General features: G+C 59.7%; 9 protein-coding genes. 6 read left to right on the forward strand and 3 right to left on the reverse strand.

The window, feature by feature from the left end; translation table 11 throughout:
- Window positions 1-27: 27 nt before the first annotated feature.
- Window positions 28-1,200 (reverse strand): methionine adenosyltransferase, encoded by a 1,173-nt coding sequence (metK, locus tag RBB81_RS08155; RefSeq protein WP_353073333.1) that lies wholly within the window; start codon window positions 1,198-1,200, stop codon window positions 28-30.
- Between the two features lie 352 nt (window positions 1,201-1,552).
- Complete coding sequence (locus RBB81_RS08160) at window positions 1,553-1,969, reverse strand: helix-turn-helix domain-containing protein (protein ID WP_183789921.1); 417 nt, start codon at window positions 1,967-1,969, stop codon at window positions 1,553-1,555.
- 346 nt (window positions 1,970-2,315) lie between these two features.
- On the opposite strand from RBB81_RS08160, the gene RBB81_RS08165 reads away from it, so the two are divergent.
- The 3 genes from RBB81_RS08165 (at window position 2,316) to RBB81_RS08175 (ending at window position 7,505) form a co-directional block, all read left to right on the forward strand.
- Window positions 2,316-3,836, forward strand: a complete 1,521-nt coding sequence (locus RBB81_RS08165; RefSeq protein WP_183789919.1) for a hypothetical protein — start codon at window positions 2,316-2,318, stop codon at window positions 3,834-3,836.
- Window positions 3,837-4,007: 171 nt separating this feature from the next.
- Window positions 4,008-5,099 (forward strand): ABC transporter permease, encoded by a 1,092-nt coding sequence (locus RBB81_RS08170; RefSeq protein ID WP_179581481.1) that lies wholly within the window; start codon window positions 4,008-4,010, stop codon window positions 5,097-5,099.
- Between the two features lie 471 nt (window positions 5,100-5,570).
- On the forward strand, window positions 5,571-7,505 hold the full coding sequence (locus tag RBB81_RS08175) for a sulfatase-like hydrolase/transferase (protein WP_353073334.1): 1,935 nt from the start codon (window positions 5,571-5,573) through the stop codon (window positions 7,503-7,505).
- A 455-nt stretch (window positions 7,506-7,960) separates the two neighbouring features.
- Here the strand turns inward: RBB81_RS08175 and RBB81_RS08180 are convergent, their stop codons facing one another.
- Window positions 7,961-8,965, reverse strand: a complete 1,005-nt coding sequence (locus RBB81_RS08180) for a hypothetical protein (RefSeq protein ID WP_353073335.1) — start codon at window positions 8,963-8,965, stop codon at window positions 7,961-7,963.
- Between the two features lie 188 nt (window positions 8,966-9,153).
- Between RBB81_RS08180 and RBB81_RS08185 the strand changes: the two genes are divergently transcribed.
- The 3 genes from RBB81_RS08185 (at window position 9,154) to RBB81_RS08195 (ending at window position 14,002) form a co-directional block, all read left to right on the forward strand.
- Complete coding sequence (locus tag RBB81_RS08185; protein ID WP_353073336.1) at window positions 9,154-10,833, forward strand: hypothetical protein; 1,680 nt, start codon at window positions 9,154-9,156, stop codon at window positions 10,831-10,833.
- 103 nt (window positions 10,834-10,936) lie between these two features.
- Window positions 10,937-12,079: an acyltransferase family protein gene (locus RBB81_RS08190; RefSeq protein WP_353073337.1), complete on the forward strand. Its 1,143-nt coding sequence runs from the start codon at window positions 10,937-10,939 to the stop codon at window positions 12,077-12,079.
- A gap of 15 nt (window positions 12,080-12,094) precedes the next feature.
- Window positions 12,095-14,002 carry a hypothetical protein gene (locus tag RBB81_RS08195; protein ID WP_353073338.1) on the forward strand — a complete coding sequence of 636 codons (1,908 nt, stop codon included), beginning with the start codon at window positions 12,095-12,097 and terminating at the stop codon, window positions 14,000-14,002.
- The last annotated feature ends 547 nt before the right edge of the window (window positions 14,003-14,549 follow it).

Below are 14,549 nucleotides of genomic sequence, written 5' to 3' on the forward strand. Positions count from 1 at the left end.
CCCTTTCTTCAGCTAATTCAACACAGCTTACTTCGCAGTAGCCTGCTTCACCCCAGCCTGCTCCGCCAGCGCAGCAGCCTTGTCGGTCTTCTCCCACGTAAAGCCCTCGCCCTTGCGGCCAAAGTGACCATACGCGGCCGTCGCCTTGAAGATCGGCTTACGCAGATCGAGCCCTTCGATGATGCCCTTCGGCGTCAGCGAGAAGTTCTTCCGAACCAGGTCCTCAAGCTTCGACTCATCGACCTTGCCCGTGCCAAACGTATCCACCAGCACGCTCACCGGCTCTGCCACGCCAATCGCGTAGGCCAACTGCACCTCGCAACGATCCGCCAGCCCAGCCGCGACGATGTTCTTCGCCACGTACCGCGCCATGTACGCCGCCGAACGATCCACCTTCGTCGCATCCTTACCGCTGAAGGCTCCGCCGCCGTGCCGTCCCATGCCGCCATACGTGTCGACGATGATCTTCCGACCCGTCAAACCCGTGTCGCCCATCGGTCCGCCGACCACAAACCGGCCTGTCGGATTGATGTGGTACTTCGTATCCTGGTCCAGCAACGCCGCCGGAATCACAGCCTGAATCACGTGCTTCAAGATATCCGCGCGCAGCTCTTCGTTGCCGACATTCTCCGCATGCTGGGTCGAGATCACCACCGCATCCACCCGCTTCGGCTTGTTATCCGAGTCATACTCCACCGTCACCTGGCTCTTGCCGTCCGGCCGCAGGTACGACATCAACCCTGACTTGCGAACCTCGCTCAGCTTCTGCGCCAGCTTGTGAGCCAGCGAGATCGGCGTCGGCATCAGCTCCGGCGTCTCGTTCGTCGCATACCCGAACATCATGCCCTGGTCGCCCGCCCCGCCCGTATCCACACCCATCGCGATATCGCCCGACTGCTTGTTGATCGTCGAGATCACCGCGCAGGTGTTCGAATCGAACCCATACAGCGCATTGTCATACCCAATCGCGGCAACGGTCCCGCGCACTAGGCTTTGGAAATCGACATAAGCCTTCGTCGTGATCTCCCCGGCGATAACCACCAGACCCGTGCAGGTCAGCGTCTCGCACGCCACGCGGCTATAGGGATCCTGCGCCAGGCAGGCGTCCAGAATCGCATCGGAGATCTGATCTGCGATCTTATCCGGATGCCCCTCAGTGACAGACTCACTCGTAAACAAAAAACGGTCGCGTTTAGCCAAAACTCCTCCAAAGAGTACCTGCCCGGACACTTAGCCCGTAACAGCGTGCGTTCTGTCTATTCTACCCACCCTCGCCCAACCGGGCAAAGGGACGCATCCGTCGGCGAAGATGATCATTCAACGGCGATATCCTGCATCAACCGGCAAACTCCCTCTTTCGCTGATACGAAAATCGCCCTTCAACGTATCCACTGCTTTTCGTAAACCACGTAGCTGGCCACCGCAACCAGCGTTGTCCCCGCAAACATCATCAACACGAAACACAGCCCACCGAGCATCAGACAGGTGCGCTTGGCCAGCGAAACGTCACTGCACTCAGGCAAGAGAAATCAGGCAAGAGAAAAGAGTTCCGTCAGGGGATCAACCGTCCATGCAGCGCAAACTTCCACACCGCCCAGCCCAGAACCCCCAGCATCGTCACCATGGTTCCGACGCCCATCCATCGAATGTTCGTCTTCGATTCGACACCACTTCTGTTCCTTCGCACATTCTCCGCGAACTCAGTCCAATCGGTATCTTCGCTGCCCGCGCCACTCTCCCTCAGGGTCGCCTCGAACCGTTCGATCCACGGAGCTTCCTCCAACCCCACCGCTGCTAAATAGCTGCGAACAATACCTTTTCGGAACACTCCGCCCGGCAAAGCGTCGTACTCTCCGGCCTCAAGCGCCTCCAGGTGACGCAGCGACACCTTCGTCTCGTCGGAGATCCTCTCCATCGAGACCTTGCGTCTCTCCCGCTCCCGTCGTAGCTCGTCGCCGAATCGTTCCATTCGCTCCGTCTAACCCTTATCGGCGCAGGCCTCATTCCTGCGCGGCACACGCTAATTCATCGAAGAATAGACCGGGTCATTTGTCAAAGTCAAAGCTACTTTTGGGTTACGCGTGCCCGCTTACCATATTGGAACCAGAGTAGTTAGGCATGTTTACTTCGAAGTCATCCCTATCCACTCCCACTTAAGAGGGATTCCTTTGACGATCCATTGCCCAATCGCTATCATCGCAGTTGAAGCGTCGATCGAAAATCCTCCAGCTTTTGACGGTCCAAACGTAGAGTTCCCTACCTGCGATCGCAGACCTTCTCGAAGCCGTCCCAGTCCTGGTTGAGAAAGAGAACGAGTGCGCGTCCCCTTTCCCGAAAGCATTCCGATCGTCCCCGTATTCTTCTTTGCGGCGACCCTCCTGGTCATCCAACTCTCTCAAGGCACCAGCCCTACCTTCGCTCTCGGCTGCTTCTTCTATATTCTGGTCGCCACCCACGCCTTCAACGTCGCCGGAGGGTTCACTCGAACCTCCGGCGCCTTCATCTTCTTCAACTCCGTACTCGGCGTCATCGTTGGTCTCTGCGTAAAGGCTTATCTCGATGAGCCGGCAGACTCCAACCTCTTCGCTCCGGACCTCACCATCAGAGTCCTGCTCGCCGGAATGTGCATGATGCTGGTGGCCGTCTACCTCACGAAGAGATTCGCGCCCCGGCGCGCGCTCCTGGGAAAAATGGTCACTGACGCCAAGATGCAGACAGCTACCGTCGGCAGTCTCATCGCGGGCCTTGTCCTTAATATCGCTTTTAGCCTGATCCCCTCCGGCAGCGGGTCGGTCCTCAGCGCTCTCGGTCAGCTCAATCGCTTCTTCCCCATGGCGATCGTACTTGGTGTCATCAACACGATTCGCCGCAGCGGCGGCAGACGCAGCGTCAACCTGCCCGTCCTGCTCGCCGGCGCCATCATGTTCATTATTGGCGTCTTTGGTTTCTCGAAAGAAGGAATGTTCGCTCCCTTCGCCTGCTGGGTGCTTGCTATAGCCTCCCAGCGATACAAACTCAATCGCGCTCAGGTCGCCGGCGCAATCCTCGTGACCATCTTCGTCTTTCGATACCTCGTCCCCTACGCCCAATACGGAAGAAACTTTCGTGAGGAGAACGGGGGCGCCAGCGTTTCAACTGCGATCTCGCTCCTCTCAAACCTGGGCTACGTCCGCCAGCAGTTCTTAGAAACCTCCGCCGAGTCCTATGACAACCGCGTTCTCGGCTACTTCAACAACCCTCAGGGACTCTTCGATCGCCTGCAAATGATCTCGGTCGATGACGCTCTCATCAACCGAACCGCGGAGTTTGGAACCTTCGGCCTCTACCCCATCTTCGAGGCCTTTGAGAATCTGGTCCCTCACTTTATCTGGCCGAATAAACCCATCCTGCTCAGCGGAAACATCTATGCGCATGAAGTCGGGCTCCTCGGAGAACAGGATGAGAGCACCGGCGTCTCGTTTTCTTCCACCTCCACCGCGTTCCATCTCGCAGGATGGAAGGGGATCTTTCTCCTTGCCCCTGCCATCTGGTTCCTTCTCTTCTTTGTCTTCGAATCACTCTGCGGAGACACCCGGCAATCCCCCTGGGGGCTCCTCGTCCTGGTCCTCTATAGCCACACCGCCCCGGAGGGCGACATCGGCAACATGGTATACACAGCCACTTACGCCGCGTTCGGTATCGTCTTTGCCGCAGTCGTCGGCGCCTATGTTGCACCCCTGATCGGAACCCTCTTTATCGGCCCCGAAGGCATCGAACTCCGTCGGGGAGGATCTGTCCGAAGCATCGCCGGACGGCTTCTCCTCCCCCCTCCCGCAGAGCCGGATCAGGCACGATAAGCGGGCGTTCGCATGCCTTTTTAAAAGCTTCGCCTGGTCCTCCCGTTGGTCGGAATCAACTTCCTTTGCGACCAACGGGAGGACCAGGCGAAGCGGTATACCCGCCACGAAGTGGCCGCCCTCCGCGCAGGAGGCCCGTCCGGCAGGACATTCCCATACACTGATACAAGAATGAATAAATTAGTAGCCGGCAATCTGGTCCACCGTCCCCTCCGCTCGCTCATCAGCTGCCTCGCCATCGCCATCGAGGTCATCATGATCCTCTCCATCACCGCGATCCTCATGGGCAAGCTCAACGGCTTCAAGACCCGCCAGAACGGCATCGGCATGGACATGTTCGTCCGGCCCAACACCGCCAGCAACCTCATCGGCATGAGCCCCGCCGGAGCTTCCATCAAGGTCGCGGACGTCCTCGCCAAGATCCCCCACGTCATCGTCTCCGCCCCCGTCAACGTCCAGATCAACAGCTCCCTCGACACCATCTACGGCATCGACTTCAAAAGCTTCGACGCGCTCCTCCCCTTCACCTTCCTCTCCGGCACACCCTTCCAGGGCCCCGACGACGTCATCCTCGACGACTACGCCGCCGCAGGTAAGAAGGTCGGCGACCACATCAGCATCCTCAACCACCCCTTCCGCATCTCCGGCATCGTCGCCCACGGCAAAGGCGGCCGCAAGTTCGTCCCCATCGACACCATGGGCTCGCTCACCGGCACCGAAGGTAAGGCCACCATGTTCTACCTCCGCACCGAAGACCAGCCGAAGTACCAGGACGAGGTCCGCAAGGACATCCTCGCCACCCCCGGCATGAGCACCTACAACGTCGCCACCGCCGAGGAGTATCTCTCCTCCATCTCGCCCGATCGCCTTCCCGGCTTCAACATCGGCCTTCAGGTCGTCATCGGCATCGCCGTCATCATCGGCTTCCTCGTCATCTTCCAGTCCATGTACACCGCCGTCATGGAGCGCACCCGCGAGATCGGCATCCTCAAATCCATGGGAGCCTCCCGCTCCTACATCGTCGGCATCGTCCTCCGCGAGACCGGCGTCCTCGCCACCATCGGCATCGTCCTCGGCATCGCGGCCAGCTTCGCCCTAAGCGCCGCGCTAGAAGCCCGTTTCCCCACGCTCGACTTCGTCATCAACGTCCCCTACGTCTGGAAGGCCACCGCCATCGCCTTCATCGGAGCCCTTCTAGGCGCACTCTACCCAGCCCTCAAAGCCGCCAGCAAAGACCCCATCGACGCCCTCTCCTACGAGTAAGAACTGTTTGGACGTTACCCAGTCTTCCTCGGTCGCAGAAGTTTGCTCGCGGCTGGGGTTGATGTAGAGGCCTAATGTAGAGGGCTAAAAAAGCACACCGATCCATTCGATCTTTACCAAGTATTGAATTGACCCCTCTTGGCACCCGGCGTAAAATTTGCCCGTCGCGTAAGTGATCTTCCCTCGCGACTCTCGTCGGCCCTGGTCCCCCAAGAATCTATTGCCCCCCTGAATCCCCCAGGAATCCACCGGCTACCCGATTCATTCCACTAAAACGGCGCCTCATCGAGAGCCCTTCCGCTCTCGAAAAGCTGTTTGCCGCATGGTGCATCAGCTAAAGGGGCTCTGGAACAAATTCAGGTCAACCATTGTGTCTCGGTTATCTCCCTACGTGGGTTGCTATTTCGGCTTCGGGCTTCTCCGAAGTTCACTCTCACCAGTAACGCATTTCATTCCATTGGAGAATAGACAATGAAACGCAGAGACTTCCTGAAAACCACCGCCGCCGTCGCAGGCGCCGGCGTCGCCAGTCGCCTTGGTTTCTCTCAAAACATCACCGAACCAGGAGCAAAACCCAACATCCTCTTCATCCTCGTCGATGAATTACGTTGGCCCACCGTCTTCCCCGCTGGCGTAAACAGCGCCGAAGATTACTTCAGACGCTTCATGCCGAATCTATATAAGTACGTATGGAAAGGCGGCGTAAAGTTCTCCAACTACCACACCGCAGCATGCGCTTGCACACCCGCTCGCGGTACCATCCTCACCGGCCTCTACTCCCATCAAAGCTGGCTCATCAGCACCATCCTCTCCAATCCCAATCTGCCGGTTCTCAATCCGGCATTTCCAACCTTCGGCAAGCTCCTTTGCGCAGCCGGCTATACCACGCCATACTACGGAAAGTGGCATGTCTCCATCCCCAGCGGCCCCAGCGACACCGCCCCCTACGGATTCGCATGGAACAGTCCCCCGGACGTAGTCGGATTCAACCTCCAGGGCACTTACGGCGACCCCATTCCCCCCCCGCCTCCCCCAAACCCAACGGAACCTCCTCCATACCACAACGACGCCTACACCACCAACCAGGCCGTCTCCTACCTGCAGAACGTCAAGACCACAGATGCCCCATGGTGTCTGACCGTCGGCTACGTCAACCCGCACGACCGCGAATTCTATCCAGCTGGCACCGAGTTCCTCACTTACACCAACGTCTTCGCGAACTACAACCAGAACAAACCCCCAAGTGCCCAACTCAAGCAGTTCACCGACTACACCACCACTCCGCCGATCGTTAACTGGAACATCAACAAGCTCAAATCACCTCCTCCTCAGGGCTACCCATTCCTTCCCCCCAACTGGCAAAATCCCACTAACTACGCGGCATTCAACAAACCCACCACGCATACCTACATTCAGCAGTTTTCAGCCGCCATTTGGGGAGGCATTGCTCCTGACCTATTTCAGTTCGGCTTCAAGGTCGATCCTTATGGCAACGGAAACCTCGGCTTCGGTGTAGGCAACGCGCCCTTCTACTACTGGCAACGCGGTCTGGACAGCTATACCCAGGTCACTAAGATCGTCGATCAACAGATAGGTGACGTCCTCGATCAACTCCACAAGCTGCCGCAGAGCATCATCGACAACACCGTCATCATCTTTGCCTCCGACCACGGCGAATACAGCGGTGCGCACGGCTTCGTTCAGGGCAAAATCGGCACCGTCTATGAGGAGTGCACCCACATCCCGCTCATCGTCATGGACCCCAGTGGCCGCTTCACTGGCGACACCAACACCATTCGAACCGGCCTCTGCTCCTCCGTCGACCTGCTGAACATGTTCGTCACCCTCGGCAACAAGGGCGACACAACCTGGCTAACGAAGCATCCTTATGACCAGATCTACACCAACCGCCACGACATGTACTCTATGCTGAAGTCGCGCTGGGCTCCAGGCAGGGACCACCTCCTCTTCGCCACCGACGAGATCGCTCCCGACTTCTACAACTTCAACGGATCCCCGACCAACATCCTCGCCCTCCGCACTGAAGACGCCAAGGTGGGTGTCTATGCCGACTGGAAGCCCCTCTCCGTCACCATCGACCCCACCACCGTACAGCTCGAGTTCTACGACTACTCCACCAAAGCCGGTCAGCTCGAGCTCTTCAGCCACCCCAACGACCCCCGTGCCCAGGAGGGCTACGAGGCGCTCATCAACAACTACCTGCCCAACGAGCTCGCCGCACCTCTGCCCGGCAATCCCCTCGATCCCAAGTCGCTGCGCTTTCAGCAGATCAAATCGGAGATCGCCCACGTCGCATTCCGCGACTTCATCAAGAACCAGCCGGACTCCACTTGGCAGAAAGGCAACGGCCTGCGTCTGTTGCTCGGTTACGGCGGGCCATTCTAATCAATCGACCGAGCCGCAAAAACTCAAGGGAGGCGCTCATTCCGCGTCTCCCTCTTTCTTCTGTTCAACACCTGACGCCTTTTCGTAGCCAGCCGCTGACATCTTTAGCGTCCCGAGTATGTGGTTGGCGAGCCGGAAGTTGCCGCACTTCTTTCTCAATTGTTGCCAAATCGCAAATGCACTCGTTGAACTTCGTGCACGCTCAACAGTTCCGCATCGCTCCCGAGTAACGAGCTGACCGGAGACTGACCCACTTCCAAAAAGCCTACCCCTTGACAAACAGCCGCCCCAAATCCCCCCACTTTTAGCCTGCCGCACCCGCAATAAAAAATCCACCGCCAAAACGCGAAAAGCCGCCACTGGCGCGTCCTCCACCACAAAAAGACGCTGTCAAAACACCACATCTCACCACCAGAAAACCACCTCATTACCACCATCCACCAGCAACCAACAGCTCAGAGCGATCCCGACGGCGCATCCACCCTCACCGGTAGAAACCGCTGCATCGCCAACTCCACCGTCAGCGGCGCCAGCGCCAGCGCAAACGGCAGAAAGATCCGCACCTCCTTCACCCTCCCCACCACCAGCCACATCCCCAGAAAGATCAGTGCTCCCGCCAAAACCCCCACCCCAGCCGCTTCCATCCGCTCCCGCCGCCTCACAACCATCCACACCGTCCAGGCAAAAGGCCCCATAAACAGCCAAAACGGAATCCACGAAGCCGCCGAACTCAAATTCAAAAGAAGCTGAAACACCGCCGTTCTTCCATAGCCCGTCTGCGGAAACATCCATCGCATCAGCCAATACTGAATCCCCACCACCATCAGCAGCGAAACCACGCTCGTGCTCGCTTGCACCCCCCGCTGCAGCGCAAATCCCCGCCCCAAAGGCGTCAGACAAACCAGCAGAATCCCCGCATGCAGCGCAAACGCGACATCGGCGCGCACAAATCCCTGCGCCACAGCCAACAGCAAGAACCCAACCATCGCAGTGCCGACACGCAAAGGCACAGCCAGCAGCAGCACCGCCAGCGCCAAAATCGCCGCCGTAGGCAACGTCTCGGGGCGTTGATACCAAAGCAGCCACGCCAGATAGAACTGCACCAGAACCACAAACCCCGCCGCCCCAAACCACTGTCCCGTCCGCCCGGCCTCGCGATACACAGTCGAACGCCGCAGCACCAGAAACAGCACAAACAAAGCAATAAAACCCGCGATCACATCCAGAACCGTCAGCATGTACCGAAGCGACAGATGTGTATGTTGAGCCAGAAAGTACGCCGTATCGATCACCCCAACTCGATACTGGTTGGGCGCATCTGCGGTCCCCCCCACCACGTCCATCCAGATCCCCGGCTCCGTATGGAACGCCTGACTGTAGCTCCAGTAATCCAGAAAGCCCGCAGACAGAACGATAAGACTCAGCAAAACGCTGACGACCTTCTTTGGGCCCTCCATCATCCGTTCTCTTCTCGCTTCCCCACTGCGTTTGAGTGGAAGAATAGCACTCCGTCACAGTCCTCAACCCCCACACGGGCCCAGCCGTTACCCCAGATATCAACCCTTGCGCAACTCTTTGCATCCCTCCGTACTAATTCTGTAATACCCTGAACTCTTACATCAGACTTGCGTTTAACCTCCTGTACACAATGAAGCGGCCAGGCTCCATCCCGTTCCCCATTCTTCGCGCCCTTGAGGCGGCCCTCCTCCTCGTCTCGGCCATCTTTCTCATCCTGCACGCCTTCCACCTCAGCGCCGACTTTCCCAACCACTCCCCCTGGATGGACTGGGCCAAGTACACCGACGAGGGCTGGTACGGCGACGCAGCCATCCGCCACTTCCTGCGCGGCCACTGGTACGTCCCCGGCGACTTCAACCCCGCCGCCGCCCTCCCCATCTGGCCCCTCCTCGAAGCCGCCCTCTTCCGCTTCACCGGCGTCAGCCTCACCGCCGCCCGCGGCCTCACCGTCGCCATCTTCGGCCTCATTCTTGCCGCCTCTTATCTTCTGCTCCGCCGCTGGCAAAATCTCACAGCCCCTGCCGGTCAAAAACCCACCACCACCCTCGCTCCTGCCATCGCCGTCCTCCTCCTCGCGGTCAGTCCCTTCTGCTATGTCTTCACCCGCATGGCGATCCTCGAGCCCCTGCTCATCCTCCTCACACTCCTCGCCCTCCTCGCCGCCTCCTACGCCGACCTGCAGCCAGAGAGCCTCCCCACCAATCTCCGCACCCGCCTCCATCAAGCTATCCCTATCGTCTCTCTCGGCTTACTTCTCCCGCTCATGGTCCTCACCAAGACCACCGCCATCTTCCTCCTCCCCTCCGTCGCCTGGATCTTATGGGCCCGTGCCGGGTACCGCATTCGCCCCTTCCTCCGCCTGATACTCCCCGCCGCAGCCCTGGCCGCCATCACCTGGATCGCCTACTACGCCTTCATCGTCCGCCCCCACTTCCTCGACGACTATCACTATCTCTTCAGCGCCAACGCCTACACCGGCATCACCCCCGCCACCGCCCTCTCCGTCCTCGGCGACACCATCACCGACGGCCTCTGGATCGGCAACATTCTCTACCCCCTGGCCCTCCTCGCCATCTTTTCAGCCTTCCTCCTCCGTCCTCGCCTCCTCCGCAACCCACTCATTCCAGCCCTTCTGCTCTGGGCAGCGGGCTACGCAGCCTTCCTCGCTTATCACAACAACCTCCAGCCCCGTTACTACCTCGTCCTCGCAATCCCCCTCACCCTGTTGATTCCCGTCGTCTTCTCCACCCTATGGACCCTCCCCCAACCCAACTCCGAACCCCTGTCTGCTCTTCGCCGCCTCGGCACAGCCAGCATCTTAGCCGTCCTGGCCGTACTCACTGTCACCGACGCCCGCCAGACCCTCCACTACGTCCGCACCCCCGACTACACCTTTACCTCCGCCGCCGCCCAGATCCGCAAAATCGTCTCTGCCGACCACACCCACAACCCGCTCATCCTCTCCATCAGCGGCTCCAACCTCTCCCTCATGACCGGCCTGCCCTCCATCTGCGACGACTTCGGCACCATGGACCTCGCCGTCCGCGTCAAGGCCTACCACCCCGGCTGGTACGTCGCCTGGAACCAGGTTGACGACGACAAGATGGACGCCCTCACCCCCACCTATCACCTGCAACGCGTCGCCGCCTTCCCCGCCATGGACGATCCAGAGCGCAACCTCCTCATTCTCTACCGCCTCGACCCCGCCACCCCCGGCACGCCACCGCGCCGCCATCGCAAACCCGTCATCCCGCGACTCCTTCAGACCAGCTTCGGCCAGCAGCCCAGCCCCATCCAACTCGAACACTAAGGCCCCGCGCCATTGCTCATCAGTCCCCAAGCTATACTTGGCGTGACCATGCGAGACGAGACAAATCAGCGCCCGGAGCGCGAATCCAGGCGCTTCTACGAGCTTGATTCTCTCCGTGGCGTGGCCGCTCTCACCGTCGTTCTCCACCACTTTTCGCGCATCTGTCCAGACAACGTCACCCACCTCCTCATCCGGACCCCCCCTCAGAATCCTCATCGCCGGACATCAGGCCGTCATCCTCTTCTTCTTCCTCAGCGGCTTCGTCCTCACCCTCCCCTATCAAAAAAAGAACCGCCTCGACTACGGATCTTTCCTTTTAAAGAGAATCTGCCGCATCTACCTCCCTTACCTGGGAGCACTGGCCCTCGCCGTTTTGTTTGACCGTTATCTCCCGGCTAAGCCTTCCGACAACTACTGGATCAACTCCACCTGGTCAGAGCCTGTCACCTCGCATCTCGTGATGCAGCACGTTCTCTTTCTCGGCAACTACGACTGGTCTCAGTTCAACACTGCCTTCTGGTCCCTTGTCTACGAGATGCGGATCTCTCTCATCTTCCCCCTCATTGCAGTCGCTGTCCTTCGTCTTCGTTCTCTCTGGCTGATCCTCACTGCCGCCGCGCTCTCCGCCGCCTGTTTCCCCCTGGCCGACCTATCTTCCAACATAGTGCACCTCTGCACTCACGAGACAGCCGTCAACACGATGCTTACCCTCCACTACGCGGCCTTCTTCATCATCGGGTCGCTGTTGGCAAAGCATCTTCCTGCAGTCAACCGCTGGTACGCCCGGCTCACACTCAGTCAGGTCGCGATCGTCGCTCTCGTCTGTTTGAGTCTCTACTGCTTCGGAAACGCCAGCAGCCTGGTTCAACGCTTTCCCGCCATTCCTCAGGACATGTTCGACTGGCTCGTCGCCGTCGGAGCCGTCATGCTCATCGTCTTCGCGATCAACAATCGTCTCTTTCACAGCTTCCTGACTAGCCGTTCCATCCATTACCTTGGAGAGCGTTCTTACAGCCTCTATCTCATCCATGGAACCATCCTCTTCGCCCTCATCCACACCCTCATGGGACGAGTCCGCCTCGATCTCCTCTTGCTCCTCTATCTCGTGACGACCCTCCTCGTCACGGAGATCTTCTACCGCCTGGTCGAGCGCCCCACCATGCAGCTCGGTCGCCGACTCACAACTCCCGCAAGACCCCGTACACCGACGACGCTGCTGCCCGTCGCGTCCGATTCTCATAAGTAAACTGGAGAACGTTTCATGACCCCAGCTTCGCTTCTGCACTTCCTTGAGGCCCTCGTCTGGTGCGCTCTCCTCTTCCTCTCCATCGCGGGCTACGGGGCCCTTTTCCTTCGCCTCTTCGCTATCCGCAGACCCTCCGTCACCCTCGCAGCCACCAGCGGATTCGGCGTCGTCATCTTCCTCGGCGGCTGCCTCAATCTTCTGCATGCCATCACAGCCCCCGTCCTGATCTCCTTCACGATCCTCGGCCTTCTCGCCGCCATTCTCCTGCGCATCACCATCAACGAAACCGACACACCCAGCTCAACCCCGTTCCTCCAGAAGCCCTCAGCGGCATCAAAAGCCGTCCCCATCCTCCTGCTGGCCGCAGCCTTAGTCTTCGTCGTCCGCATCGCCGCCACGGTCCATACGCAGTCCTACCAGGCCTCCGACGACTACAACTTCTACCTCGCCGCACCGGCAAAGATGCTCCAGCTCCACCACTACGCCGCCGACCCCTTCAGCGAGCGCCGCATCATGTCCAGCATCGGCGGCAACTACTTCCTTCAGACCCTCGTCCTCGCCGTCCTCCCACTCGCCGACGTCCAGATGGCAGACCGCGCCCTCGGCCTCATCCTCCTCGCCTTTTTTTCCCTCTCTCTCGCCGCCGAGTTTCGCCTCACCCCACCGCAGCGAGCCCTATTTGCGCTCCTTCTCTTCGTCACCCCTCAGCTCGTCTTCAATCTCACCTTCGTCCTGCTGCCCAGCGCCCTCTTCTTCGCCCTGGTCTATCTGGCCGCCAACCGCAAGCTCCTCGCCGCCAACCCGACCCTCCAAGCCCTTCTCCTGGGCGCAGTTACCGGCGTCCTCGCCACCACTAAGTCCACCTATCTGCCCCACGGAGTCATCTTCGTCAGCTGCTTCGCTCTCTTCCAGGCGCGTCGCCGAAGCCTCTCCTCAGGCATCAAGACGCTCCTACTCGCCGCCCTCTCCTGCCTCATCGTGATGGCCCCCTGGATGATCGCCAGCCACGCCACCTCCGGCACCTGGTTCTATCCCTCTCTCGGCAAGGGCTACCAATACAGTGCCTACGGCCTCTATCCTGCGCCCTCAGGAGCAGGCCTCTCCATCATCCTGCACAAGGTCGTCCCCTTCTGTGCCCCCCTCCTCTTCCTCTTAGCCCTCGAATGGTATCTCGGCGACCGCGACGAGCAAGGCGAAGCCATCCTCGCGCTCTCCGCTGCCGCCCTCTGCGCCACCCTGCTCGTCGGCATCGGCACTGGCGGAGACTCCGTTCGCCGCTACAACTACCCCTGCATCATCCCCGCGATGCTCCTCCTCTACATCGTCTTCAGCCGCCGCCGCAACACCTTCCCCGGCTCCCGCCGCTGGCCCATCCTCCAGACCGTCACCATCCTCTTCATCGCCTACACCGCCATCACCACCTGGCGCAACAAATTCACCAACGAGTTCGACCAGATCCCCCTGGGCCTCAAAGCCGCACTGCAAGACACCCCCATCGTCCCCCCCAGCGTCACAGCCGAATACGCCGCCGTCCAGCGAGCCATCCCCACCGACGCCGGCACCCTCGCCACCGTCACCAACAGCTTCCTCTTCGATTACCGCGCCAACGCCATCAGCATTGCAGACTACCCCGGAGCCGCCAGCCTCCCCCCCGGCTGGCCCTCCCAGGGAGACGGCGACCTCCTCGCCCAATATCTCCTCGCCCACAACCTCCGCTATCTCGTCTGCTCCTACGCCGATTTCATCCCCCTCGACCACGAAGCCATCAAAGTCCTTCACGACCCCAGCCGCACCCAGTGGATCCACAGCGAGCAGGCCATCCTCCTCCGATCCCATCAGCAATACGCCGAGCTCGCCCACACCCGTCGCCATCTCTACGACGACGGCCAAATCTACGTCCTTGACCTCGCTGAGCAACGCTAGACAACCCCTACGCGGGCGGCGGTCACTTCGTGACATGTATACCAGCTCCGCCCGGCCTCCCGATGGTCGGCAAAATATCTCCTCGCGACCAACGGGAGCGCCACCCAAAGGGGTATACCCGTCACGAAGTGACCGCACCGCGCGTAGCGGGCCCGCCGGCAGGCCACTTCTCTTCACCAAACCCCTGAAAACCCACCAAACAATCCTTGACGCACCCCCGAAGCGCCAGTAAGATTAAATCTCGCGCAGTCTCGCGTCTGTACGTCTGTGTCAGCTCTACTCTCAGGCGAGTCAGGTCACCGAGACATCCGTGGTGGATCCACTGGGGAGCAGCTTTCAACATAGCCGCCCCTGAAGCACCCATCCCATAGGTTGTGCGTCGTCCAGCTGTAGTCCAGGCCAAGCGGGCCTTTCCGCGTGTTTGGAGAGAAATTCTCCCTTCCCGCACGTCGCCTTGCTCTGGAAACAAACGTTCTTTCGAGCTTTTTCAGTTTTTCCTATTAGCGAATCATCAACGGAACCACTTTCTTCACGCACCACGCCGAAC

This window comes from Tunturibacter gelidoferens (genome assembly GCF_040358255.1).
Taxonomy (GTDB): Bacteria; Acidobacteriota; Terriglobia; order Terriglobales; family Acidobacteriaceae; genus Edaphobacter; species Edaphobacter gelidiferens.